Genomic DNA, 23,765 nt, shown 5'->3' on the forward strand with positions numbered 1-23,765 from the left:
GTTAGCGTGGTCCTGTGATGGCCTTTCGCTATGGCGAGTACCACGATGGCCCCGATCCCCTGGCCCCGCCCTACGACGTGCGGGCGGCGCTCGACGAGATGGGCGATGCGATCCTGTCGGGCTCGACGCCCGTCCACGCGCTGCGCGACCTGCTCAAGCGCGGTCTGCCCGGCACGCAGGACCGCCGGGGCCTCGACGACATGCTCAAGCAGGTCCGCAGGCGCCGCCGTGACCTGCGCGAGCGGGGGCGGCTCGACGGCACGCTGGAGAAGGCACGGGCGCTGCTGGACAAGGCCATCGGGCAGGAGCGGGCCGAGCTGTTCCCCGACCCCTCCGACGAGGCGCGGCTGCGGGAGGCGGGGCTCGACGCGCTGCCCGAGGACACCGCCGCCGCCATCCAGGAGCTGAGCACGTACGAGTGGCGTTCGGCCGCCGCGCGCCGGACGTTCGAGGAGCTGCGTGACCTGCTGCGGCGGGAGGTTCTCGACAGCCAGTTCAGGGGCCTGCGCGACGCGCTCGCCAACCCCGACCCCGAGGCGATGGAACGCGTCCGCCAGATGATGTCGGACCTGAACGACATGCTGGACAAGGACGCCCGCGGCGAGCACACCCAGGCCGACTTCGACACCTTCATGGCCAACTATGGTGACCTGTTCCCCGAGAAGCCGCGCAACCTGGAAGAACTCGTCGACATCCTGGCCCGCCGCGCCGCCGCCACGCAGCGCATGCTGGCCTCGATGACGCCCCGCCAGCGCGAAGAGCTCGCCGGCCTCATCAACCAGACCCTCGACCAGGCCGGGCTCTCCGAGCAGATGCGCCGCCTCGGCGAGGCCCTCCACGCGCGCCGCCCCGACCTCGCCTGGAACGCCCCCGAACGCCTCACCGGCGAGGAACCCCTGGGCATGGGCGACGCCGTCACCGCCCTGGAGGAGCTGGCCGACCTCACCCAGCTGGAAACCGCCCTGCGCCAGGACTACCCGGGCGCGCGGCTCGACGACATCGACGAGGCCGCCGTACGCCGTGCGCTGGGCCGCTCCGCGGTCGACGACCTGGAGGCGCTCAAACGCATCGAACGCGAGCTGGAGGAGCAGGGCTACCTCCTGCGCCGGCGCGGCAAGCTGGAGCTCACCCCGAAGGCGGTACGCCGGCTCGGCGAGACGGCCCTGCGCCGCGTCTTCTCCTCACTCGACGCGGGCCGCCGCGGCGACCACGACCAGCACGACGCGGGCTCGGCCGGCGAGCTCACCGGCTCGTCGCGGCCGTGGCGCTTCGGCGACGAGCAGCCCATCGACGTGGTCCGCACCCTGGTCAACGGCGTCCGCAGCGGCGGGCTCGCGATCCGGACCGGCCGGGAGAGCACGCGGGCCGGACGGGACGCCGCGCGGGCCGGTGGACGGGCGGCCGTGCGGTTGTCGGTGGACGACTTCGAGGTGGCCGAGACCGAGCGGCGCAGCGCGGCGGCCGTGTGCCTGCTCGTCGACCTGTCCTACTCGATGGCCCTGCGCGGCACCTGGGCCGCCGCCAAGCAGACGGCGCTGGCCCTCCAGGCGCTGGTGGCCTCCAAGTTCCCGCAGGACGCCGTACAGATCATCGGCTTCTCCAACTACGCCAGGGTGCTGCAGCCCGACGAGCTGGCGGGCCTCGACTGGGACATGGTCCAGGGCACCAACCTGCACCACGCGCTCCTGATCGCCGGCCGCCACCTCGACCGTCATCCCGACTTCGAGCCCGTGGTGCTGGTGGTCACCGACGGCGAGCCCACCGCGCACCTGATGCGCAACGGCAGGTCGGCGTTCGAGTGGCCGCCGTCGAGCGAGACGCTGGAGCTCACGCTGTCCGAGGTCGACAAGATGACCCGGCGGCGGGCCACCCTCAACGTCTTCATGCTGGCGGCTGACGACCGGCTGAAGGAGTTCGTGGACGAGGTGGCCCGCAGGAACGGCGGCCGCGTCTTCTCCCCCAGCGCCGAGCGGCTGGGCGAATACGTGGTCAGCGACTTCCTCCGGCTGCGCCGGGCCCGCTGAACTGTCGGTGCTCTCTGCCACACTCGCAGGCCATGAGCGAAGACGTGCGCCTGCGCGACGTGGAGACGACCGACCTCGAGGTGTTCCTGGCCCACGAGCATGATGCCGAGGCCGCGCGGCGGTCCAGGTTCGCGCCCAGGGAGCGGGAGGCGTTCATGCGCCACTGGACCACGCGAATTCTCGGCGACCCGGCCGTCCACGTCCAGGCGGTCACCGTCGACGGCGCGCCGCTGAGGTCGCCCCATCGTCCAGGGCGCACGGTGGCCGACGAGGTCAGGCGTCGACGAGGCGGCAGTAGAAGTCGAGGGCGACGTCGAACCCGTCGCGGCAGTTGCGGTGCGAGCGGTAGCACGGTCGCCAGGCCGAGCTGGCCCCCACGCCTGCTCTGGCGTCGCTGAGCGCCGACGGCACCCGCTCAGGCCTGGGCAGCAGCCCGTGCCCCAGATAGCGCACCCCGGCCAGCTCGCTGCGCACGCCCGGCCCGCCGGAGACGAAGGTGCCGAGGCGCCAGCCGCTCTCCTCGTCCCAGACCAGCGCGCTCCCGTCGGCGAGCTTCAGCGTGACGTCGCGCGGATCGCACGGGCCCTCCCACCAGCCGGCCACCTCTGGTCCCAGCACGTCGATGACCCGCTGCACGTAGCTGATCGGCTGCTGCAGCCACTCGTCGCTATACGGCTCGACATGACTGATGGCCACGGACGGCACCCCCTTGTGCCCTTACGGTAAGAAAAACCGAACGGTGACCAACCATACCCGCGCCGAACTTATTCCGTTGCAGGCTCGTCTAGTCATTACGGACGATATTTACGGTCCAGACGGGGAAGGAGGAGATCCCATGATGGCGGTTCTCCTCATCGTGCTCATGGTCGTCGCGATCGTGATGACCGAGTTGATCATGCGCTGCGCGGAAGACGGCGAAGAGAGTGTCGAGTCCCCGGCCGAGATCGCCGGCGACTAGTCTCTCCCCCATGTCGTCCCTGTTTCTCTGGCTGCACGTCGGGTTCGCGATCTTCACGATCGGCCCGGTCACCGCCGCGACGATGGCCGCTCCGCGCGTCATCCGCAACAAGAACGTGCCCGTGCTGCAGAACATCCAGCGCATGACGAGGGTTTACAGCCTCGGCAGCCTGGGCGTCTTCGTGTTCGGGCTGATCCTCGGCATCGTTCTCGGTGGCGGGGTGCTCGGCCGGTGGTACATGACGGCGTCGATGACGTTGTTCATCGTGGGCGCCGTGCTGCTCGTCATCATCGACCGCGACCTGCGCACCGCCGTCCGCGTGCTCTCCAGCGAGGGCACGGGCGACGACGCGCAGGTGCAGAACGGCCGGATCGCCGCGATCAGCGGGTTGCTGTCGGTGATCTGGCTGGTCATCCTCTTCCTGATGGTGGTGCCCGGCTAGCCGAGCGCCGGGGGCCGGCCGGGCGCCCCGGTTTAGCCGAGCGCCTGGGTGAGGTCGGCCAGCAGGTCGTCGACGGTCTCGATGCCGACCGAGAGCCGCACCAGGTCGGCGGGCACCTCGAGGGGCGACCCGGCCGCCGAGGCGTGGGTCATCCGGCCGGGATGCTCGATGAGCGACTCGACGCCGCCGAGCGACTCTCCCAGCGTGAACAGCCTGGCCCTGTCGCACACCGCCACGGCCTCCGCCTCGCCTCCGGCGACGCGGAACGACACCATGCCCCCGAACCTCTTCATCTGCTTGACCGCGACCTCGTGCCCGGCGTGCTCGGCCAGGCCCGGGTAGAGGACGTGGGTGACGCGCGGGTGGGCGAGCAGCAGGTGGACGACGCGTTCGGCGTTGTCGCAGTGGCGGTCCATGCGCACGCCGAGGGTCTTGAGCCCGCGCAGCGTCAGCCAGGCGTCGAACGGCCCGGCCACGGCGCCGATCGCGTTCTGGTGGTAGGCGAGCTCCTCGCCGAGCCCTCTGTCGGCCGCGATCAGCGCGCCGCCGACCACGTCGGAGTGGCCGCCGACGTATTTCGTGGTCGAGTGCACGACGACGTCGGCGCCGAGCGACAGCGGCTGCTGCAGATAGGGCGAGGCGAACGTGTTGTCGACCACCAGCAGCGAGCCGTTGTCATGGGCCAGCTGCGCCAGCGCGGCGATGTCGGCGATGCCGAGCAGCGGGTTGGTGGGCGTCTCGACCCAGACGATCTTCGTTTTCTGTGTCATGGCGGCGGCCACGGCGTCGAGGTCGTGCAGCGGGACCGGGTCGTAGTGGAGGTCCCAGCGCTCGTTGACCTTGGCGAACAGCCGGTAGGTGCCGCCGTAGGCGTCGTTGGGAATGATCACATGGTCCTGCGGCTTGCAGACCGCGCGCAGCAGGGTGTCCTCGGCGGCCAGACCCGAGGCGAACGCGAGCCCGCGCGCCCCGCCTTCCACCGCCGCCAGCGCCTCTTCGAGCGCGGTCCTGGTGGGGTTGGCGGAGCGGCTGTACTCATATCCGGAACGCAGGCCGCCCACGCCGTCCTGCTTGTAGGTGGACGTGGCGTAGATCGGCGGCACGACCGCGCCGGTCAGCGGGTCGGGCTCCTGACCTGCGTGGATGGCCAGGGTCTCAAAACCGTTGCTCATACAGGCCACGTTAACGGAAGTCGGCCCGCGATCCGTTCCCCTCCGGATCGCGGGCCGCCGACGGGACACCGCCCCCAGAGGGCTCCCGTCGAGGCTCGCGCACCATGCCCGCGCGAGCCACGGATGGTCAGGCGGCCCTGGGCTCCTGACGGTCCCCGCCTGACCGGGGCGGGAGCCGTACGACGTCCGCCTTGATGAACCGGCCGCTGCCGCCCTCCGCGTGCTCCCCGTTGATGCGGGAGAGCAGCACGGGGTCGGCCAGGGCGAGCAGCACCCCGACGACCAGCCCGATACCCAGCAGTGCGAACCCGATGGCCACCATTTCCTGTCCCCTTCCGACCTCTCCAGCATCGGCGACAGGCCCCTGCTCGCGCCTCAGCTCTAGGGCTGGTCTCGTACGCGGTCCCTCGGCCGAACGACTGATACGACCTGTCCGACTTGCGGCTTAGGCTCGGGGCGTGGGGGATTCCAAGCGCGTCGTGTACTGGGTCCGCCGGCTGAGTGAGCTGGCGATGCTCGGCTGGCTCGCCATGATGTGGCTGATCGACCTGGTGCTCGCCCATTCCATCGGGGGGTTCCAGTGGCTGGTCCCCGTCTGCGGCGCGGTGGGCACGGCGGCCGTGGTGCTGCGGCGCCGCCACCGCCTGAGCGGCTTCTGCGTCACGCTGGCCACGTCGTTCTGCGCCTCGCTGACGATCGGCGGCACCGGGCTCGCGGGCGTGCCCGGCATGGCGGAGACCGGGTCGCTGCTCATCCTGCTCATCGGCGCGCTGCGGCACGTGGAGCCGGTGCGGCGGGCCGCGGGCCTGGCGTGCGCGGGGCTGGTCGTCCTGATGTCGGAGTCCATCGGGCGCGACTACAACAGCTCGGGGCTGGTGTTCTCGTTCCTGCTGTTCGCGGCCTGGTCGACGGCCGCCGGCGTCGGCGGCTACCTCCGCTTCCAGCAGGAGCGCCGCGTGGAGGCGGTCCACTCGGTACGCAGGGCCGAACGCCTGGAGCTGGCCAGGGAGCTGCACGACCTGGTCGCCCACTACATCACGGGCATCGTCGTCCAGGCCCAGGCCGCAAGGACGGTCGCCCAGACCAGCCCCGAGGCGGTGACGCCCGCGCTGGACGCGATCGCCACGGCCGGTTCGGAGGCGCTGACCTCGATGCGGCGCATGGTGACGGTGTTGCGCGCGGAGGACGACCCGTCCCGCAAGCCCGGCGTCACGCTGGCCGACCTGCGGATGCTGACGGAGAAGTTCTCCTCCGACGGGCCGAAGGTGGCGTTCGAGATCGGCCAGGGGATCGACGATCGTACGCTGCCTCCCGAGGTGATGACCACCCTGCACCGGGTGCTGCAGGAGGCGCTCACGAACGTGCGCAAGCACGCATCCCGCGCCGCCTGGGTGGAGGCCGACTTACGGCGGCACGCGAAGGTGGTGACGCTGCGGGTGCGCAACTTCGGGGCGGCCTCGGATCCCCGGGTCGCCCGCCTGGGCGGCGGGTTCGGGCTGGTCGGGATGGCCGAACGGGTCGAGGCTCTGGGTGGCAGGCTCTATGCGGGCCCGTCCCCCGAGGGGGCCTGGGAAGTGATCGCCGAGTTCGCGCTGCCCTGAGCCGAAGGACTGCTCGAACGCCTCGTCGCCCAGGGCGGCCCGCAGGCGCCGGGTGATCCTCTCGACGTCCCACCGCTCACCGGACGGCAGCGGCGTGCCGACGGCCTGCCTGATCGCGGTCGCCGCCCCGAGCAGCCCGGCGGCCTCGTGGCCGTGCCCGCCCGGCTGGATGGACAGGGCACCGGCCAGCCCTTCGAGAGACAGGGCGATCGCGCGGGGGTCACCCGTCGCCCGCGCGGCTTCGTACCCTTCGCGCTGCCTGGCCAGCGCCGGCTCCGCGTCGCCGCGCTGCTCGGCGGCGAACCCCAGTTCGGCCATGATGAACGCGACGCCGGGTGTCCCCCGGACCTGTCTGAGCCAGCCGAGCACGGGCTTGAGGTAGGACTCCGCCTGCTCGTAGCGGCCCCGCCGCCTGGCGCTCATGGCCAGGCCGAGCACGGCGTTCTCCTCGGCGGGCTTGTACGACTGCTCGACCGCGAGCCGCCTGGCGCGCTCGTGGTAGTCGTCGGCCCGCTCGTGGTCGCCCGCCAGCAGCGCGATCCGCCCGAGCCCCGCCAGCTTGAACGACACCTCGAACCCCAGCTCCTCCGCCAGCCGCAGCGCCTGCTCGCGCAGCCCCGCGGCCCTGGGGTAGTCCCCGCGGATCTCGGCCGCCCGGTCGAGCGCGTCCATGGCCTCCATCTGCCCCCACGCGTCGCCCAGCTCCTCGAACAGCACCAGCCCCCGCTCCGCGTCGCGCTCCATCGCCGCCAGGTCGCCGCGGCCGACGGCGAGCTTGGCGCGCAGGCACAGCGCCGCCGCCGCACCCCACCGATCACCCAGCTCCTCGTACGCCGCCAGCGCCCGGTCCGCCGCCGCCTCGTGCGCCTCCTGGTCGCCGTAGGCCCAGTGGACGTGGCTGAGGAACCAGTCGGCCAGTGCCGTGCCCGGCCGGTCGAGCTCGGCGGACCGTACGGGCGAGGCGGGCTCCCCGATCAGCCGTTCGATCCCCGCCAGCCAGACCGACGCCCGCGCCACCTCCGTGGGCGCTCCCCCACCCGCGATCGCGGCGGCCAGGGAGCGGCGGGCCTCGCGCAGGCGGCCGCGCAGGACCCAGTACCAGGCCAGGGCGTTGACCAGGCGCAGCGCGTACGGTCCTTCGGCCGCCAGCCGCAGGTTCGCGTGGTCGGCGTCGAGCCTGGCCAGCCACTCCCGCTGCCCGGGGCCTCGCAGGTCGGCGCGCTCGGCCATGGCGGTGTAGTGGCGGGCGTGGCGCTCCCTGATCAGCTCGTGCTCGCCCGCCTCCCCCAGCCGCTCCACGCAGTAGGCGGCCACGGACTCCAGCAGCCGGTAGCGAGGCCCCGGCGTGCGCACCACCAGCGACCGGTCCACCAGCCTGGCCAGCGTGTCGAGCACGTCGACGCCGGGCTCGGCGCACACCTCCTCGGCGGCTTCCAGCGTGCACCCGTCGGTGTGCACGGCGAGCCGGCGCAGCACCACCCGCTCCTGGTCGGTCAGCAGCTCCCAGCTCCAGTCGATCATCGCCCTGAGCGTGCGCTGCCGGGCGGGCGCGCCCCGCAGGCCGACGTTCAGCAGCCGGAACCGGTCGTCCAGGCGGTCCGCGAGCTCCCGCACCCCGAAGGCGCGTACGCGGGTGGCGGCCAGTTCCAGGGCCAGCGGGATGCCGTCGAGCCGCCGGCAGATGGTGTCGACGGCCTCGCCAGGCCCGACGCCCGCCCTGGAGGTGAACAGCCGTGCCGCCTCGGCGAGGGGCAGCGGCGGCACCACGTGGACGCGTTCGCCCGTCACGCCCAGCGGTTCCTGGCCGGTGGCCAGCACGCGCAGCCCGGGGGCGGACCGCAGCAGGCCCGACGCCAGCCCGGCCGCCTGCTCCACCAGGTGCTCGCAGTTGTCGAGCACCAGCAGCGCACGTTTGCCCGCCAGCGCGCCGGCCAGCCGGGAAGCCGGCGGCACGGGGTCGTCGTCGCGGAGGCCGAGCACGGACGCGACCGCCTCGGCGACGTCCGCCGCGCCCGCCAGCTCGACCCACCACACGCCGTCAGGAGATCCGGCGGCGGCGGTGTGGGCGGCGGACAGGGCGAGCCTCGTCTTGCCGACGCCTCCCGTCCCCGTGAGCGTCACCAGCCGGTGGGCGGCCAGCAGCCGGCGCACCTCCGCCAGCTCCCTGTCCCGCCCGACCAGGTCCGTGAGCGGCGCGGGCAGCCCCACGATCGGCGCAGCAGCGCCGGAAGGCGGACGAGAGGCCGGAGGACGGCCCAGGGCCGGAGCTGGATGAGGGCGCCGGTGAGAAGTCGGGGCAGGGCCCGGGTGAGAGGCCGGGGCGGCCAGGTCGGGGTCGTGGCGCAGCATCGCCTGGTGCAGCGCGGCGACGTCAGGCGACGGGTCCAGGCCGAGCTCGTCCGCCAGCCGCTCACGCAGCGCCCCGTACGCCGCCAGCGCCTCGCTCTGCCGCCCGCCCCGGTAGAGAGCCTTCATGTGCGCGGCGACCAGCCGCTCCCGCAGCGGGTGGCGGGCCACCAGGGCGGCGAGGTCCACGGGCCGGCCCAGAACGAGGCGCAGCTCCGCCTGCTCTTCCAGTGCCGCCAGCCGCGCCTCCTCCAGGCTCGCCGCCTCGGCCCTGGCGAAACCCGCGTCGGCGAAGTCGGCGTACGCGGGCCCGCGCCACAGCGCCAGCGCCTCCTCCAGCTCCGCCGCCCGCGTGCGCGGGCAGGTGGAGCGGCGGGCGAGGAGGGCACGGAACCGGGCGGCGTCGCAGTCGTGGGCGGCCAGCGCGTAACCGCCGGGCCCGAGCGTGACCAGGGAGGGGTCGCCGAGGGCGCGTCGCAGCTGGGAGACGCGGGCCTGGAGGGTGCCTGCCGGGTTGCGGGTGGGCCGCGTGCCCCAGAGGTCGTCGATGAGGCGGTCGGGCGTGAGCGGCCCGCCGCCGCTGGCGAGCAGGTCGGCGAGGAGCGCGCGCACCTTGTACTCGGCCACCCGCACGGGCGACCCGTCCTCCGCCCGGACCTCCAGGGGGCCGAGCACCGCGAAACGCACCACATCAGGACCAACCCGTAGCGTGCCCGAAGGAATTCCGAAGCGCCGTGCCGCAGGGTGGCGGGCATGAGTGATGTGACAGTCGTGGGACTGGGCCCGATGGGCTCGAAGATGGCGGAGACGTTCCTGGTCGCGGGCCACCGGGTGGCGGTGTGGAACCGTACGGCGAGCAAGACCGGGCCGCTGGTCGCGAAGGGCGCCAGGCGGGCGGCGACGGCGGCCGACGGCGATCTGCTGGTGGTCAGCCAGACCCACTACCAGGCGATGTACGACAGCCTCGGCGACGCCCGGCTGGACGGCAAGGTGGTGGTCAACCTCAGCTCGGGCACCCCGGAGGAGCTGCGCGCGGCGGCCCGCTGGGTGGAGGGGCGCGGTGGCACCCTGGTCACGGCGGGCATCATGGTGCCGCCGCCCGGGATCGGGCAGCCGGGGGCGTACACGTTCTACAGCGGTCCCAAGGAGGTCCTCGACCGGCACTCGGCCACGCTGGCGGCGCTGAGCGAGGTCACCTACGTGGGGGCCGACCAGGGCCTGGCGATGGTGTACTACCAGGCCCAGCTGCTGATCTTCTGGTCCAGCCTGACCAGCTTCATGCACGCCCTGGCCCTGATGCGCACGGCGGGAGTGTCGCCGGAGGAGTTCCTGCCGTTCGCGCGGGAGACGTTCCAGCAGCTGGGCGGCGACGGCCCGATGGGGTACGCCAGGATCATCGCGGGCGAGGTGGCGGCCGGGGTCTATCCGGGTGCGGACAACTCCCTGCACATGCAGGCCGTCGGCATGGGCCACGTCGTGGAGACGCTGGAGGAGGCCGGGGTGGAGACCACGGTGCCGAAGGCGGTGCGCGCGTTGTTCGACCGGGCCGACGCGGAAGGGCGCGGCGACGAGGGCATCAGCACCGTGATCGAGTCGATCGGGAAGCCCTGACGTCCCTTCCCCAGGCCGCCGTCCTGCGGCGGCCTGGGGAAGTGGGTCAGTGGTTGGCGAGGAAGGCGAGCAGATCGTGCCTGGTGATCAGGCCCGCGGGTTTGCCGTCTTCCAGCACAACGGCCGCATCGGCCTTCTCCAGCGCTTCGACCGCACGCGCCACAGGTTCACCGCTGCCGATCGTGGGGAGCGGCGCCGACATGTGATCGGCGATCGTGTCGTCGGAGGAGATCCTGCCGTGGTAGAGGGCTTCGAGGAGATCGCGTTCGACGATGGAGCCGACCACCTCGGCCGCCATGACGGGCGGCTCCTCCTTCATCACGGGAAGCTGCGACACCGAGTATTCGCGCATGATCGCGATGACCGTGCTGACCGACTCGTACGGGTGCGCGTGCACGAACTCCGGCAGCCCCGCCCCCTTGCGCGCCAGCACGTCGCCGACCAGCCCTTCCTCGGACGTGGTGGTCAGGAAGCCGTAGTCGGCCATCCAGTCGTCGTTGAAGATCTTGGACAGGTAGCCGCGGCCGCCGTCGGGCAGCAGCACGACGATCATGTCGTCGGGCGCGGCGGTGGCCGCCACCCGCAGCGCCGCCACCACGGCCATCCCGCAGGAGCCGCCGACCAGCAGCCCCTCCTCGCGGGCGAGCCTGCGGGTCATGTTGAACGACTCCTTGTCGGTGACCGCGATGATCTCGTCACAGATCTTGGTGTCGTACGTGGCCGGCCAGATGTCCTCCCCGACCCCCTCGACGAGGTAGGGACGCCCGGACCCGCCCGAGTAGACCGACCCCTCGGGGTCGGCTCCGATGATCTTCACCCGGCCGCCGGAGACCTCCTTGAGGTAGCGGCCCGTGCCGCTGATCGTGCCCCCGGTGCCGATGCCGGCCACGAAGTGGGTGACCCGGCCGTCGGTCTGCTCCCAGATCTCGGGGCCCGTCGAGTGGTAGTGGGAGTCGGGGTTGTTGACGTTGGTGTACTGGTTCGGCTTCCAGGCGTTGGGCACCTCGCGGGCCAGCCGGTCGGAGACCGAGTAGTAGGAGTCGGGGTGGTCGGGCGAGACGGCGGTCGGGCAGACGACGACCTCGGCCCCGTAGGCGCGCAGCACGGAGATCTTGTCCTGGGCCACCTTGTCGGGCACCACGAACAGGCACCGGTAGCCCTTCTGCTGCGCCACGATGGCCAGGCCCACGCCGGTGTTGCCGGACGTCGGCTCGACGATGACGCCTCCGGGACGCAGTTCGCCGGACGCTTCGGCGGCCTCGATCATGCGTGCCGCGATGCGGTCCTTGACCGAACCGCCGGGATTGAAGTATTCGACCTTCGCGACCACCTGGGCGGGCAACCCCGCGGTGACTTTGTGCAGCCGGACGAGCGGAGTGTTCCCCATCAGGTCGACCAGGGAATCGTAAACGCGCACCGAGGTGCTCACCTTCTTTGCCGAAGCTTGATCAGCTTGCTTGTGGCCGAGGTCCCAAGGGGGTGGCGGGGCCTCAGCTAGTTTTCAAGCAAACGCTACCGCCGAGTTCGACCAGGGAGGTCCGTACGTGGTGTGGGCAGCTGGCGTGGCGCGCGCGGCGCGGAGGATCGCGACGGCGGCGGCTCTCGGAGGTGGCGGGCTGACCGCCCTGGGAGCCACGGCATACGGACTGCTGATCGCCGAGGGCTTGCTCGCCCGCAGGGTCATCGGGCAGCCGCACGGCCTGGACGGCCCGGTCTCCGACGGCACGTACGGCGACTTCCCCGGCGTGCCGCTCACCCTGGCCATGCTCGGCGACTCCACCTCCGTGGGGCTCGGGGTGAGCGAGCCCAGCCACACCCCCGGCGTCATGCTGGCGAACGGCCTGGCCGCGGTGGCGGAGCGGCCGGTGCGCCTTCTCGTGGCCGGCAAGTCGGGCACCCCGTCGGCCGAGCTGGGCGAGCAGGTCGACGCAGCGCTGGCCATGGGCCCCGACGTGGCGGTGATCTTCGTGGGGGCGAACGACATCATCACGCAGACGCCGCCCGCGGTGGCCGTACGCCATCTGACGAAGGCCGTGCGGCGGTTGCGGGACGCGGGGGCGGAGGTGGTCGTGGGCACGTGCCCCGACCTCGGCACGGTGCGGCCGATCGCGCAGCCGCTGCGCTGGGTGACGCGGCGGTGGAGCCGGCAGCTCGCGGCGGCGCAGACGGTGGCGGTGGTGGACGCGGGCGGCCGTACGGTGGCGTTCGCCGACATCCTGGGGCCGGAGTTTGCGACAAATCCGACAGAAATGTTCGGACCGGATCGATTCCATCCATCTGACCAAGGTTACGCACAGGCCGCTTACGCGGTGCTACCGTCAGTGTGCGCTGCGTTGGGGCTGTGGCCTGAGCCCAGACCCGCACGTGGCGAAGCACTGCAACCGATTTACCTTGCGGCGGCTACGGCCGCGGAGGAGCCCGGCACCGAGGTCACCGCGACCCGGGTCGACGGGCGGGCGACGGGCCTGCACGGCAAGTGGGTGACGTTGCTCCGCCGGCGACTCGGCGAGCCGCTCAACGACGCCTGACCGCGGTCACCCTCCGAGCCCGAGCCGTCACTCCTCGTCCATTTTGGAGTGAATTGCCTGTGCTCCGGCCCTTGTGGAAATCGTCTATCGCCCTCGCGGGAATCCTCGCCGCGACCGCATGCTCCGGCAGCGACGCGGCCACGACGAGCTTCCCGACCTGGCACAACGCCGACGTCAACGCCGTCAGCCGGATGGCGGCGGGCGGCGGGGTCGTCGCGACCACGTCGCTGAAGCCCGACGGCACGCTCGAAACCGTCGCCATCGGCCTGCGCGACGGCAAGCGCCTGTGGGCCTACCCGGCCACGATGGCCGGCCGCCTGCCCGGCATGGGCGTCTCCACCCCCGCGGTCGTGGAGACCTCCGAGGGCCAGAGCGTGGTCGTCGCGCTCGATCCCGCCAAGAAGGGCGGCTGGAACGCGACACTCGTCGCCCGCGACGCCTTCTCCGGGGTGCGCAAATGGACCAGGCCGGTGCACTCGACGTTCGGGCCGCAGCGCTGCGGCCCCTACGTCTGCCTGTCCGAGCACACCGCCCTGGCCAGGGCCCGCATGGTGGTGCTCGACCCGGCCACGGGCAGACAACTGTGGAAGCTGCCCGGCATCGCCGAGGTGGAGTGGTCGGACGGGCGCCGGGTCCTGCTGCTCAGGTTGTCGGCCAACCCCGTGGTCGAGTCGTACGAGCTCAAGACCGGCAAGCTCCAGTGGCAGCAGCCGATCGAGCAGGCGCTCGGCCCCGGCATCGACATGTCGGGCGGGTGGGCGTTCGGCTCGACGGGCGGCAACCTCGTCGGCTACGTCGCCCCCTACACCGACCCGCAGACCAAGAAGATCTCCACGTTCGGCCTGTTCTCGATCGAGATCAGCGACGGGACGATCAACTGGATGCGGCCCTCGGTGGTGCGCGTCTATCCCAGCGGCAATCCCGGCTACGCCCCGGTCGTCCGCCCGGTCGACCGCCAGGGCGCCTATGGCGGCTTCGCCCGGCTCGACTCCGAGACCGGGCGGGTGGTCGGCCAGATCACGGCGGCCGACGTACCGGGCTCCGGCTGGTGGCTGGCCTTCCCCGACGAGATGGACAAGCTCGGCTTCCTCCAGCACAACGCCAAGGGCTCGGCCTTCGACCTCGTCACCGGCAAGCAGGTGCCCGTGGAGGGGCAGCGGGGGTGGTCGTTCTGCGTCACCGACCCCAAGCCGCTGACCCTGCGCGGGCAGGCGCCGGGCTTCTACTCGACGGCCGCCATCTGCCAGTACGACCTCGGCACCGGCAAGCGGGTCTCCCCCGAGTCCGCGCCGCCGGCCTGGTTCACGGGCAGCCAGGACGGGTGGCGGTTGTGGCGCGACGAGAAGGGGGCGATCCACGCCGTGAACGACCACACCGCCACGGCGCCAGGAATGTACGGATAACGGGGGCCCCTCGGGGCTTGCGCGTAGAACTGGAATATAGTTCTACTATTAGCGCCGACAAAGGAGGGGCCATGCCCGAGGCAGTCATCGTCGCAACCGCGCGTTCGCCCATCGGACGAGCCTTCAAGGGCTCGCTCAAGGAGATCCGGCCCGACGACCTGACCGTGCAGATGATCCAGGCGGCGCTGGCCAAGGTGCCCCAACTGGAGCCCGCGTCCATCGACGACATCATGCTCGGGTGCGGGCTGCCCGGCGGCGAGCAGGGGTTCAACATGGCCCGGGTGGTGGCGGTGATGCTCGGGCTCGACAACGTGCCCGGCACCACCGTGACGCGCTACTGCTCCTCCTCCCTGCAGACCACCAGGATGGCCTTCCACGCGATCAAGGCGGGCGAGGGCGACGTGTTCGTGTCCGCCGGGGTCGAGACCGTCTCGCGCTTCACCAAGGGCAACTCCGACTCGCTGCCCGACACCCAGAACCCGGTCTTCAACAACGCGCTGGCCCGTACGAAAGCCTTCACCGAGGGCGGGCGCGAGTGGCACGACCCGCGCGAGGACGGTGAGGTGCCCGACATCTACATCGCGATGGGACAGACGGCCGAGAACCTCGCCCAGCTCAAGGGGGTCACCCGCCAGGACCAGGACGAGTTCGGCGTACGGTCGCAGAACCTCGCCGAGAAGGCGCTGGCCGACGGGTTCTGGCAGAAGGACATCACGCCCGTGACCCTGCCGGACGGCACGGTGGTGAGCAAGGACGACGGCCCGCGACCCGGCACGACCTACGAGAAGGTCTCGACCCTGGCGCCGGTGTTCCGTCCCGACGGCACCGTCACGGCGGGCAACTGCTGCCCGCTCAACGACGGGGCCGCCGCCGTCGTCGTGATGAGCGACGTCAAGGCGGCCGAGCTCGGCATCACGCCGCTGGCCAGGATCGTGTCCACCGGGGTCACCGGGCTGTCGCCGGAGATCATGGGCCTCGGGCCGGTGGAGGCCTCGAAGCAGGCGCTGTCCAGGGCCGGGATGGCGATCGACGACATCGACCTGGTGGAGATCAACGAGGCGTTCGCCGCGCAGGTGATCCCGTCGTACCGTGACCTCGGCATCGACCTCGACCGGCTCAACGTCAACGGCGGGGCCATCGCCGTGGGGCATCCGTTCGGGATGACGGGGGCCCGGATCACGTCCACGCTGATCAACAGCCTGCAGCACCACGACAAGAGCATCGGGCTCGAGACCATGTGCGTGGGCGGCGGGCAGGGCATGGCGATGGTCCTGGAGCGCCTGTCCTGATCAGGTCCGTACGGCAGGCGGCGGTTCTCCGACCGCCGCACGTGGCCGGCCCCCTCCAGGGAAACGGCCGCTGACCGGACGACGGTGGCCCGCCGTGACGCGAGCCCCCGTCGCCCGGTCGCCGTGGCCGGCCCTGGGCCGGGGTCTAACCGTGGCGATCCGGGCCGGCGTGGGTGGGGGCGATGCGGAGGATGACGCGGCGTTCGCGGGTCATGGCGGCGCGGTAGTCGTCCCAGTCGGGGTGCTCGCCCGAGATGTCGCGATAGTAGGCGACCAGGTGGTCCATGGCCTCGGGCAGCGAGATGATCTCGGCCGTGCCGTCCACCTGGATCCACTCACCGTAGAAGCGGTCGGTGAAGGCGCACAGCGAGACGCTGGGATCGCGGCGGGCGTTGTGCACCTTGCTCGCCGTCTCCCTGGTGCTGATGACGACGTGGCCGTCCTGAACGCCGGCCACGACCGGCGACATCTGCGGGCGCCCGTCGCGGTGCCTGGTGAGGAGGATGGCGTGATGATGGGTGCGGAGGAAGGCCAGTGCCTTGTCGACGTCCATCCCCTCATGATGACGCGCCCGTGTGCGGCACACGGGCGCGAGGATGGTAGGGCTTAGACAAAGCCCATGCGGTTACGGCGGTGCCGCTCATGCTCGTGAACGATCGCGGCGGCGTAGCCGTGGGTCAGCCCGTGCTCGTCGGCGAGCCAGTTGGCCCGCTCGTCGCATCTGAGGAAGCTCGGGCCGTTGTCGATGGCTTGGAACCACTCTGGGAGTTCGCGTCCCGTTATGGTCGGGACCCTTGCGATCAGCTTCGTCTGCGTCTCCGGTGAGTGGTTCAAGGACATGGGCACCTCCGCGGATAAGGTTCCTTTCGTTGACACTGCAACACCAGCGTGAGAATGGCAAGCCCTGAGTCAGGCATCATTTTGTGACGGCGGGTAGATTTTCGGTCGCACACAGGCATGCAGAGAGGGCCCCGCCTGAACGGCGGAGCCCTCCGGATGACGCGGGGATGAACGATCAGTCGCTGCTGCTGAAGTAGCTGACGAAGCGCAGCACCTCGAGGTAGATCCACACCAGGCTGAGCGTCAGCCCGAACACGCACTGCCAGGCGAACTTCTCCGGGGCGCCCTGCTTGACGCCCTGCTCGATCGCGTCGAAGTCGAGGAGCAGGAAGAAGCAGCCGATCAGGATCATGACGATGCTGAAGGCCCAGCCGATCGGGCTGTCGGTGCGCAGGCCGAGCCCGCCGTCGTTGAACAGGCCGACGAGCAGGTTGACGAGCAGCAGGCCGATGGCCGCGATGGCGGCGGCGATGCCGAACTTCACGAGCTTGGGCGTGACGCGGACGATGCGCAACGAATAGACGGTCAGCACCGCGCCGAACGCGAATGCCGTGCCCAGCACCGCTTGGAGCACGATGCCGCTGATGGCGCCCTCGAACACGGCGCTGATCTTGCCGAGGAAGATGCCCTCGAACACCGCGTAGGCCAGGATGAGCGCCGGGTTGGTGCTCATCGTGAACGAGGCGACCAACCCGATGATCAGCGCGATGACGGCCGCGCCGATGGCGACCATGGGCGGGACGTTGAGGACCCAGGCCGCGGCCGCGGCCAGGACGAGCACCCCGAGCGTGAGGAACCCGCGCACCACGACGTCATCGAGGGTCATGGTCCGGTGTGCGGGCCTGGCCGGCGGTGCGTACGACGGGGCGTCGTACATGTTCTGCAACTGGTCGGGGGACGGGGTCGGCCCGCCCCAGCCCGCGGCCTGCTGCCGCGACCTGCTGAATACGGGGTTCTTGCTCTCCATCGCTGCCTCCTGTGACGCCGAGCCTACGGGGCCTGGCGGCACCTTGGTCAACTGACGCGTCAGATCGATGTTGGTTCGGGACTTCGGCAGCGTAGACAACGAACGTCCCGGGCTCCGGGTTCCCGAGGTCGGCCAGGAGTTCGGGAGATCATCCCGGCCCGGCCGGCGGCGGCCTTCCGGCGAGGGTCCGTGACGGAGCCCTTCCGGTGCGTGATGACTTTTTCCAACGAGAAAAGGGCGAGCGGTCGTATTCCGTAGTCAACCATTCACACTAAGAAACTCCGGCGATCCCGGAAAGCAGAAAGCGGGCCGTTTGTCAATATGGCCGTGGCGGCCTGGATAGTTTTCCAGGGCGGCAAACGCGGACCCCGGTCGGCGGGCGGGGTCGCCCACCCCAGGACAGGGCCTCCACCAGCGATGGAGCACCCGGAACGCGACAAATCCATAACAAGTCGATATCAGCCGGGAAACGGCCGAAGGGGGCTGTCCGACGATCGCGGCAAACCTCCAGGTCAGAGCCCTGAAGGCGGCGAAAGATGGCAGGTGCCCCCGGCGGGATTCGAACCCGCACGTCAACCCTTTTAAGGGGTTTGCCTCTGCCATTGGGCTACGGGGGCGCCGCAATCATACGAAACGGACCATGCTTCCGAGGAGCACAACTTCGTATCAGGCGTCACAAGTGTGATGACTGCGGTGGAGTGATAGTGCTCCCACCACTCTGTCCAAGAAGAGTAGACCGTCCAGATGGTCCAGTTGGTGCTGAATGCAACGGGCTTCCACGGCATCCGCCTCGATGGTGACCGGCTCGCCCGTGCCTGGCAAATGCCCATGTACGGTGATGCGCGTCGCACGACGTACGTCGGCGGTGAGCCCGGGGACGGACACGCACCCCTCGCGCAGGTGGTTCCAGTGGGCGGCCGTCGCGAGCCGTGGATTGGCCATGACGACCTCTCCGGTGCACGACCGACTCCTGGGGTGGCGCCCGGCGTCAAAGGCGATCAGCCGCCAGCTCAGGCCGATCTGGGGGGCAGCCAGGCCGGTCGTGGAGGGCTCGTGGCGCAGGGTGGCCAGCAGATCGGCGGCGGCGGCCACGACCTCGGGGTCGGTCGGGTCCACCGGCTCGGCGGCGGTGGACAGCAGGGGGTGCGGGGCGTCGATCACCTCGCGGGGCCTTCCGTCCGCCGGCCGGATCACAAGAGATCCGGTTCGACGGGTCGAAACGTTATCTCGGAGTCGAGCCCGGCGCCGACCGCGGCGAGCCTGCGCATGAGCGCCGCCACGTCCACCTCCTTCGGCAGCTCGACGTCGGCGATCAGCACGTAGAGCCGCCCGGTGAGCCGGGTGCTCATGCCGGTGATGTTGCCTCCATCGGCCGCGAGCACGGCGCTGATGGCGGAGATGATGCCGGGCCTGTCGGGGCCGTGGACGGTCAGCACGTAGCCGAGGCCGCCGCCGTCGTCGCAGAAGTGGCGGCGCGCCTCGATCGCCGAGGCGGTCACCACGAGGTCGGGCGCGCACAGGCGCTTGCTCAGCTCGGCCGCGTCCACCTCACCCGACACGAGCAGCATCATCGCCACGTGGCCGCCGAGCAGCGTCATGGTCGAGTCCTGGATGTTAGCCCCGCAGTCGGCGAGCGAACCGGTGACTGCGGCGATCACGCCGGGCCGGTCCACTCCGAGCACGGTCACCGCTGAGAGCCCCACCCGTGGTTCCCCCTTCCGCTCATGCGACCAGGGGCGCCGCCGTTGCCGGGCTAGCGGCGAGTCGTCGCCACCGCGGCCCTGAAGCCCTCTCGCGGGTGCTCCATCTCACCCAGCGAGATCGTCTCCCGTTTGAAGAACAGGGCCAGGGTCCAGTCGACGACGACGCGGACCTTGCGGTTCAGCGTCGGCACCCGCGACAGATGGTAAGTGCGGTGCATGAACCATGCAGGGAATCCGCGAAGCTTGACGCCATAGACGTTCGCGACGCCCTGGTGCAGGCCCAGCCCTGCGACCGATCCGACGTACTTGTGGCGATATTCCGCCAGGTGCTGCCCGCGCAGATACCGCACGATGTTGTCGGCCAGCACCTTGGCCTGGCGCACGGCGTGCTGGGCGTTCGGCGCGCAGTATTGACCGGGGTTGGTCACGTCGGGCACCCCGGCCGCGTCGCCGGCCGCGAACGCGCCTTCCCTGCCCGCGACGGTCAGCATGGCCGTGGCCTTGATCCGGCCGCGCTCGTCGAGCGGCAGGTCACTGTCGTTGACCACCGTGCTCGGCTTGACCCCCGCCGTCCACACGAGGGTCTCGGCGTCGAACTCCGAGCCGTCGGAGAGCACCACGTGGCCGCCCTCGCACGACTCCAGGCGGGTTTCGAGCCGGACGTCGATGCCGCGCTCGCGCAGCTGCTCCAGGGTCCACTTGCCCATCTCGGGGCCGACCTCGGGCAGCACCCGGTCGGTGGCCTCGACGAGCACCCAGCGCAGGTCCGACGGCTTGATGTTGCGGTAGTAGCGCGTCGAGTGCTTGGCCATGTCCTCCAGCTCGGCCAGCGCCTCCACGCCCGCGAAGCCCGCGCCGACCACGACGAACGTGAGCGCCCTGCGCCGCACCTCGGGATCGTCGGCCGACTCTGCCACGTCGAGCAGGTGCAGCACGCGGTTGCGCAGCGCGATGGCCTCGCCCACGGTCTTGAACCCGATGCCGATGTCGGTCAGCCCCGGGATGGGCAGCGTGCGGGAGATCGACCCGGCGGCCATGACGATCACGTCGTAGGCCACCTGCCGCGGCTCGCCCTCGGCGGGCTGGAAGGTCGCGGTGCGCTCGGCGTGGTCGACCTTGGTGACCGTGCCGTTGAGGATGCGCACCTTCGGCAGCACGCGCCGCAGTGGCGCGACCATGTGGCGGGGGGACAGGTTGCCGGCCGCCGCCTCGGGGAGGAACGGCTGGTAGGTCATGTAGGACTGCGGATCGATGATCGTGATGCGCGCCTCGCCGCTGCGCAGCTCGCGGTGGAGTTTGCGCTGCAGCCTGAGCGCTGTGTAGAGGCCGACGTATCCTCCGCCGACGATGAGAATGTGCTGGTTCATCCTGCCCACATCCCTTGGGGAGTGCTTGTGAAAGCATTCACAAGCCTACGCCAAAGATGTCCCATGAAGCCATTCCTGGCATGGTGCGACGCGTCACACAGCCAGCGACCTGGCACGGGCGAAGAGTTCGTCCAGCATCTGCGCGGTGACGCGGCCGGTGAACGTGTTCTGCTGGCTCGGGTGGTAGCAGCCGAGCAGCGTGACGGGCGCGCCGTCGTACGCGATCTCGACCTCCGCGCCGTGCCCGAACGGCGGCCTGCTGCGCGGCAGCGCGTAGCCCGCGTCCTTGAGCGCCGGCCACACCGCCTGCCAGGCGTAGCCGCCGAGCGCCACCACCACCCGCACGTCCCGCGCGACCAGCGCCAGCTCCCGCGCCATCCACGGGAAGCACGCGCTCTTCTCCGCCGGCGTCGGCTTGTTCGCCGGCGGCGCGCAGCGCACCGGCGCCACCACCCGCGCGCCGATGAGCCGCTGCCCGTCGCCCGCGTGCGTGCTCGTCTCCTGCGCGGCCAGGCCGGTGCGGTACAACGAGGCGAACAGCCAGTCGCCGCTGCGGTCGCCGGTGAAGATCCGGCCGGTCCTGTTGCCGCCGTGGGCGGCCGGCGCGAGCCCTGCGATCAGGATCCGCGGATGCTCGTCACCCCAGCCGGGGACGGGACGGCCCCAGTACGTCTCGTCCGCGAACGCGCGCCGGCGCACCCTGGCGACCTCCTCGCGCCACTCCACCAGGCGGGGGCAGGCCCGGCAGACGGACTGCCTGGCCGTGAGCTCCGTGAGGGTGTCGCTGGCGGCGGCCAGGCGGCGCACGTCCGCGGGGTCGAGCGCGACGGGGGTGTCAGGGGTCGCCGGGTCGCCTGGCCATCCTGTGCCGGGAGGTACGAAGCTCATGACATCGATGGTGCCCGATCAGCGCGTCGCCTTGGGACTCGGCGTGGCCGTCGCCGTCGGCTCCGGATCGGTGGCCGACGGGGTGGCGCTCGGCGCCGGCTCCGCACAGGAGGGCGACGGTGACGGCGAGCCGGCGCGGGAGAAGTCCTGCCGGGTCAGCGGCAGCGGGTAGCGGTTGAGTATCGGCTCGCCGCACGACCGGTCGACCGTGTAGCCGTACTGCTCGGGGTCGATGGTGAGCGGGTTGCCGTCCTGGTCGTAGAGGTAGACGTCGGTCAGCGGGGTGCCGTCCTTGGCGTACGGCTTGATGTTGTAGACGCCGTCGGACGACGCGTTGCGCACCCACGCGGGCTCGGCCATGTAGACCGACTCCGGGGCGGGCGAGCGCGGCGCGTCGACCATCGCGGCGAACAACGCCAGCCCGGCCACCGCGTTGGCGGCCACAGCGAGCAGCACGACCAGCCGACCCTTGCGCCTCCTGCCGAACCACACCGAGGCGAGGACGCAGGCCACCGCCACGGCCCAGTCGGCGGCGGTCACCGGAGCGAGCGTCCTGTCGCCCGCCATCGACACCAGGATCATGGCCAGCACGTAGCCGCGCAGCACCCACCACCCCGGCCGCAGCTCCGGCAGGAAGCCCACAAGGCTCCTGTAGGGCGTGTAGCCCATGAGGAAGGCATGCGCCCTCAGCGCCTGCTCCCGCGGGCCTCGACGGCGCCCACGCCGGCGCTCGGGGCGCTCTCCGTAGGCGGCGGCCAACTCCTCGGCGTAGGCGGCGGGCGGCCCCAGCCGGTCTTCCAGCGGCAGGCCGGACTCCGCCGCGATCTCGGCCAGATGGTCGTCGAGATCGTCGAGCAGTTCCTCCCGCTCCGGATGATCGGCCAGAGCATCGCGTACGGCCTGCGCGTATTCTTCTGGAGTCATTCTTGGCCCTCCTTGAGCAGGGATGCCATGGTCTCCGCGAAGGAGGACCAGGTCTTCGCCGAGGCGGCGTACATGCTCAGGCCGACCTCGTTGAGCCCGTAGTACTTGCGGTGCGGGCCCTCGTCGGACGCCATCACATATGAGGTCAGCGCTCCGGCCTTGAACAGGCGGCGCAGCGTCCCGTAGACCGAGGCGTCGCCCACCTCGTGGAGACCCGCCTCCCTGAGCCTGCGCACGATGTCGTAGCCGTAGCCGTCGCGCTCTTTGAGCACGGCCAGCACGGCCAGGTCGAGCACGCCTTTGAGCAGCTGGCTGCTATCCACGCCATGAACACTACTGTGCAAAGCGTAATAGCGGCAACAAGAAACCGGGTGGCGCCAGGAGGCACCACCCGGTTCTTCGTTCAGTCGCTCACTTGGACGGCATGTCCGTGGCCGGGACCGAAGGCACCGGCGACGACGAAGCGGCCGGAAGCGGAACGTCCGGCGTGCAGGGCGCGTAGCTGCTCGTGGAGGAGTCGCTGTTGTTCGGGCCCGTGACCGACAGCGTCACGTTGCCGCCCTTCGCGTGCCTGCCCGTCAGCTTGTCCGAGACGAACCTGACACTCTCGGAGCCGCCGTGACGGCCGAACGTGGCCACACCGCTGGACACGGTCGCGCCGTTGAGCGTCCAGCTCCACTTCACCCGGGCGGCGCCGGTCGAGCGGATGGTGCCGGAGGCGCTCAGCGAGCACGCGGCCGTGGTGGACACCGAGCTGGACGCGCTCACCTTGGCGTGGTGGTCGGGCACGTGCACCGGAGGCTTGTCCTTGCACCAGACCTTGTAGTAGGCGCGGTTGGAGGAGGTGGCGTCCGGACGGAGCACCTGCAGCTGCGCCCAGCCACGCTGGCTGTGACGCGGAGCGAAGCTGAAGCCGACCTTGCGGGCGTCGTAGACCTTGACCTTGCCGTAGTCGACGACGTCACCGTTGAGGACCCAGCGGTAACGCACCCACGTCGGGCGGTCGGTCTTGATGACGCCGGCGACGCCGATCCTGTCGCCGGGGGTGCAGGAGCCGACGTACCTGCTGGGGTGGACCCAGGCACGCGCCGACACCGACCGGTCGAGGTGCGTGCGCACCTCCTTCAGCTTCTCCTCCTTCTCACAGGAGACGGAGAAGTAGCCCTTCTTCGAGGTGACCTTCTTCGGGCCGAGGACCTGAACGGCCTCCCAGCCCTTCTTGACGTCGTCCTTGAAGGTGATGGACTGCTTAACGGTGACCGTCTTGGTGCCCTTGCCCTTGAGCGTGACCGTCTTGACCTTGCTCTTGGACCCGTCGCCGTGCAGCCATCGGTAGGCCAGCTTCGTCTTGCCCTTGACAGGCACCTTGACCTGGGCCGAGAAGTTGATCTTGACCGGGCAGGAACCTTCGTAATCGCGGGTGGAGGCCTTCGGCCGGGCGACCGTGACCTTGGAACCCGCCTTCGCCTTGGCAGCGGCGGCCGTGGCTGCGGTCGCCGCCTGCGCGGGGCTGGAGACCAGGCCCGCGGCCAAGGCGGCCAGCACCGCGGCCGACGCACCGATCGCCGCCGCCTTACGTGCTAACCCAACAGACATCATGTGAGAGTGCTCCATTCCTTGAGGGAAGAGGCGCGCTCGGGAACGGTCGCCACGCCGGCACCTTCCGTGCACAGCGATATGGCAAAGCCCCCGTATGCACCTT

22 protein-coding genes, 1 tRNA gene and 1 pseudogene are annotated in these 23,765 nt (G+C 70.8%); 8 read left to right on the forward strand and 16 right to left on the reverse strand.

All coding sequences use genetic code 11. The features are described from left to right. Window positions 1–17 precede the first annotated feature (17 nt). Complete coding sequence (locus tag ABGA98_RS42155; RefSeq protein WP_347624095.1) at window positions 18–2,024, forward strand: hypothetical protein; 2,007 nt, start codon at window positions 18–20, stop codon at window positions 2,022–2,024. A gap of 273 nt (window positions 2,025–2,297) precedes the next feature. Here the strand turns inward: ABGA98_RS42155 and ABGA98_RS42160 are convergent, their stop codons facing one another. Continuing rightward, a complete protein-coding gene (locus ABGA98_RS42160) occupies window positions 2,298–2,720 on the reverse strand; it encodes a DUF6292 family protein (RefSeq protein ID WP_347624096.1) in 423 nt (140 codons plus the stop codon). A 139-nt stretch (window positions 2,721–2,859) separates the two neighbouring features. On the opposite strand from ABGA98_RS42160, the gene ABGA98_RS42165 reads away from it, so the two are divergent. Further along, window positions 2,860–2,982, forward strand: a complete 123-nt coding sequence (locus ABGA98_RS42165) for a hypothetical protein (protein WP_347624097.1) — start codon at window positions 2,860–2,862, stop codon at window positions 2,980–2,982. A 10-nt stretch (window positions 2,983–2,992) separates the two neighbouring features. Next, a complete protein-coding gene (locus ABGA98_RS42170) occupies window positions 2,993–3,424 on the forward strand; it encodes a hypothetical protein (RefSeq protein WP_347624098.1) in 432 nt (143 codons plus the stop codon). A 32-nt stretch (window positions 3,425–3,456) separates the two neighbouring features. On the opposite strand, the gene ABGA98_RS42175 is transcribed toward ABGA98_RS42170, so the two are convergent. Both ABGA98_RS42175 and ABGA98_RS42180 read right to left on the reverse strand, forming a co-directional pair. Continuing rightward, a complete protein-coding gene (locus ABGA98_RS42175; protein WP_347624099.1) occupies window positions 3,457–4,596 on the reverse strand; it encodes a cystathionine gamma-synthase in 1,140 nt (379 codons plus the stop codon). A 127-nt stretch (window positions 4,597–4,723) separates the two neighbouring features. Continuing rightward, a complete protein-coding gene (locus tag ABGA98_RS42180) occupies window positions 4,724–4,918 on the reverse strand; it encodes a hypothetical protein (RefSeq protein WP_347624100.1) in 195 nt (64 codons plus the stop codon). A gap of 511 nt (window positions 4,919–5,429) precedes the next feature. Between ABGA98_RS42180 and ABGA98_RS42185 the strand changes: the two are divergent. After that, window positions 5,430–6,116, forward strand: a pseudogene (locus ABGA98_RS42185) (histidine kinase); the annotation flags it as partial. On the opposite strand, the gene ABGA98_RS42190 reads toward ABGA98_RS42185, so the two are convergent. Further along, entirely contained in the window at window positions 6,000–9,233 is a 3,234-nt protein-coding gene (locus ABGA98_RS42190; RefSeq protein WP_347624101.1) for a BTAD domain-containing putative transcriptional regulator, read from the reverse strand. The pseudogene ABGA98_RS42185 and the gene ABGA98_RS42190 overlap by 117 nt on opposite strands. A gap of 63 nt (window positions 9,234–9,296) precedes the next feature. Here ABGA98_RS42190 and ABGA98_RS42195 point away from each other — a divergent pair, with 63 nt between their 5' ends. Beyond that, window positions 9,297–10,154 carry an NAD(P)-binding domain-containing protein gene (locus ABGA98_RS42195; RefSeq protein ID WP_347624102.1) on the forward strand — a complete coding sequence of 286 codons (858 nt, stop codon included), beginning with the start codon at window positions 9,297–9,299 and terminating at the stop codon, window positions 10,152–10,154. Between the two features lie 46 nt (window positions 10,155–10,200). Here ABGA98_RS42195 and ABGA98_RS42200 read toward each other — a convergent pair whose 3' ends face one another. Continuing rightward, window positions 10,201–11,571 carry a cystathionine beta-synthase gene (locus ABGA98_RS42200; RefSeq protein WP_347624103.1) on the reverse strand — a complete coding sequence of 457 codons (1,371 nt, stop codon included), beginning with the start codon at window positions 11,569–11,571 and terminating at the stop codon, window positions 10,201–10,203. Window positions 11,572–11,698: 127 nt separating this feature from the next. Here ABGA98_RS42200 and ABGA98_RS42205 point away from each other — a divergent pair, with 127 nt between their 5' ends. The 3 genes from ABGA98_RS42205 to ABGA98_RS42215 all read left to right on the forward strand — a co-directional run bounded on the left by ABGA98_RS42205 (window position 11,699) and on the right by ABGA98_RS42215 (window position 15,374). After that, window positions 11,699–12,682, forward strand: coding sequence for an SGNH/GDSL hydrolase family protein (locus tag ABGA98_RS42205; protein WP_347624104.1), 984 nt, complete (start codon window positions 11,699–11,701; stop codon window positions 12,680–12,682). A gap of 71 nt (window positions 12,683–12,753) precedes the next feature. Then, window positions 12,754–14,085 (forward strand): PQQ-binding-like beta-propeller repeat protein, encoded by a 1,332-nt coding sequence (locus ABGA98_RS42210; RefSeq protein ID WP_347624105.1) that lies wholly within the window; start codon window positions 12,754–12,756, stop codon window positions 14,083–14,085. A 71-nt stretch (window positions 14,086–14,156) separates the two neighbouring features. Beyond that, the gene (locus tag ABGA98_RS42215; RefSeq protein WP_347624106.1) at window positions 14,157–15,374 is read left to right on the forward strand and encodes an acetyl-CoA C-acetyltransferase; all 1,218 of its coding nucleotides are present in this window, start codon (window positions 14,157–14,159) and stop codon (window positions 15,372–15,374) included. A 145-nt stretch (window positions 15,375–15,519) separates the two neighbouring features. Here ABGA98_RS42215 and ABGA98_RS42220 read toward each other — a convergent pair whose 3' ends face one another. From ABGA98_RS42220 to ABGA98_RS42270, 11 genes are all read right to left on the reverse strand, one after another. Continuing rightward, window positions 15,520–15,927: a PPOX class F420-dependent oxidoreductase gene (locus tag ABGA98_RS42220; RefSeq protein WP_347624107.1), complete on the reverse strand. Its 408-nt coding sequence runs from the start codon at window positions 15,925–15,927 to the stop codon at window positions 15,520–15,522. A 53-nt stretch (window positions 15,928–15,980) separates the two neighbouring features. Continuing rightward, complete coding sequence (locus tag ABGA98_RS42225) at window positions 15,981–16,214, reverse strand: DUF4287 domain-containing protein (RefSeq protein ID WP_347624108.1); 234 nt, start codon at window positions 16,212–16,214, stop codon at window positions 15,981–15,983. Between the two features lie 175 nt (window positions 16,215–16,389). Further along, window positions 16,390–17,181 carry a Bax inhibitor-1/YccA family protein gene (locus ABGA98_RS42230; protein ID WP_347624109.1) on the reverse strand — a complete coding sequence of 264 codons (792 nt, stop codon included), beginning with the start codon at window positions 17,179–17,181 and terminating at the stop codon, window positions 16,390–16,392. Between the two features lie 544 nt (window positions 17,182–17,725). Next, window positions 17,726–17,798 (reverse strand) — tRNA-Leu (locus ABGA98_RS42235). Between the two features lie 49 nt (window positions 17,799–17,847). Next, window positions 17,848–18,342, reverse strand: coding sequence for a peptide deformylase (locus ABGA98_RS42240; RefSeq protein ID WP_347624110.1), 495 nt, complete (start codon window positions 18,340–18,342; stop codon window positions 17,848–17,850). A gap of 29 nt (window positions 18,343–18,371) precedes the next feature. Beyond that, on the reverse strand, window positions 18,372–18,884 hold the full coding sequence (locus ABGA98_RS42245) for an ACT domain-containing protein (protein WP_132597469.1): 513 nt from the start codon (window positions 18,882–18,884) through the stop codon (window positions 18,372–18,374). A gap of 50 nt (window positions 18,885–18,934) precedes the next feature. Then, window positions 18,935–20,251, reverse strand: coding sequence for an NAD(P)/FAD-dependent oxidoreductase (locus ABGA98_RS42250; protein WP_347624111.1), 1,317 nt, complete (start codon window positions 20,249–20,251; stop codon window positions 18,935–18,937). A 93-nt stretch (window positions 20,252–20,344) separates the two neighbouring features. Beyond that, a complete protein-coding gene (locus ABGA98_RS42255) occupies window positions 20,345–21,139 on the reverse strand; it encodes a uracil-DNA glycosylase (RefSeq protein WP_347624112.1) in 795 nt (264 codons plus the stop codon). A gap of 18 nt (window positions 21,140–21,157) precedes the next feature. After that, window positions 21,158–22,063, reverse strand: coding sequence for a hypothetical protein (locus ABGA98_RS42260; RefSeq protein ID WP_347624113.1), 906 nt, complete (start codon window positions 22,061–22,063; stop codon window positions 21,158–21,160). Then, window positions 22,060–22,386, reverse strand: coding sequence for a PadR family transcriptional regulator (locus tag ABGA98_RS42265; protein WP_347624114.1), 327 nt, complete (start codon window positions 22,384–22,386; stop codon window positions 22,060–22,062). Before ABGA98_RS42265 ends, ABGA98_RS42260 begins: the two co-directional genes overlap by 4 nt. An 88-nt stretch (window positions 22,387–22,474) precedes the next feature. Next, window positions 22,475–23,659 carry a hypothetical protein gene (locus ABGA98_RS42270; protein WP_347624115.1) on the reverse strand — a complete coding sequence of 395 codons (1,185 nt, stop codon included), beginning with the start codon at window positions 23,657–23,659 and terminating at the stop codon, window positions 22,475–22,477. Between the last annotated feature and the right edge of the window lie 106 nt (window positions 23,660–23,765).

The organism is Nonomuraea sp. B1E8 (assembly GCF_039871515.1).
GTDB lineage: Bacteria > Actinomycetota > Actinomycetes > Streptosporangiales > Streptosporangiaceae > Nonomuraea.

Coding starts and splice junctions, on each gene's coding strand:
- ABGA98_RS42155 (WP_347624095.1), top strand. CDS start 18: ATGGCCTTTCGCTATGGCGAGTACCACGATGGCCCCGATCCCCTGGCC.
- ABGA98_RS42165 (WP_347624097.1), top strand. CDS start 2,860: ATGATGGCGGTTCTCCTCATCGTGCTCATGGTCGTCGCGATCGTGATG.
- ABGA98_RS42170 (WP_347624098.1), top strand. CDS start 2,993: ATGTCGTCCCTGTTTCTCTGGCTGCACGTCGGGTTCGCGATCTTCACG.
- ABGA98_RS42175 (WP_347624099.1), bottom strand. CDS start 4,596: ATGAGCAACGGTTTTGAGACCCTGGCCATCCACGCAGGTCAGGAGCCC.
- ABGA98_RS42180 (WP_347624100.1), bottom strand. CDS start 4,918: ATGGTGGCCATCGGGTTCGCACTGCTGGGTATCGGGCTGGTCGTCGGG.
- ABGA98_RS42195 (WP_347624102.1), top strand. CDS start 9,297: ATGAGTGATGTGACAGTCGTGGGACTGGGCCCGATGGGCTCGAAGATG.
- ABGA98_RS42215 (WP_347624106.1), top strand. CDS start 14,157: ATGCCCGAGGCAGTCATCGTCGCAACCGCGCGTTCGCCCATCGGACGA.
- ABGA98_RS42220 (WP_347624107.1), bottom strand. CDS start 15,927: ATGGACGTCGACAAGGCACTGGCCTTCCTCCGCACCCATCATCACGCC.
- ABGA98_RS42225 (WP_347624108.1), bottom strand. CDS start 16,214: ATGTCCTTGAACCACTCACCGGAGACGCAGACGAAGCTGATCGCAAGG.
- ABGA98_RS42230 (WP_347624109.1), bottom strand. CDS start 17,181: ATGGAGAGCAAGAACCCCGTATTCAGCAGGTCGCGGCAGCAGGCCGCG.
- ABGA98_RS42250 (WP_347624111.1), bottom strand. CDS start 20,251: ATGAACCAGCACATTCTCATCGTCGGCGGAGGATACGTCGGCCTCTAC.
- ABGA98_RS42255 (WP_347624112.1), bottom strand. CDS start 21,139: ATGAGCTTCGTACCTCCCGGCACAGGATGGCCAGGCGACCCGGCGACC.
- ABGA98_RS42260 (WP_347624113.1), bottom strand. CDS start 22,063: ATGACTCCAGAAGAATACGCGCAGGCCGTACGCGATGCTCTGGCCGAT.
- ABGA98_RS42270 (WP_347624115.1), bottom strand. CDS start 23,659: ATGTCTGTTGGGTTAGCACGTAAGGCGGCGGCGATCGGTGCGTCGGCC.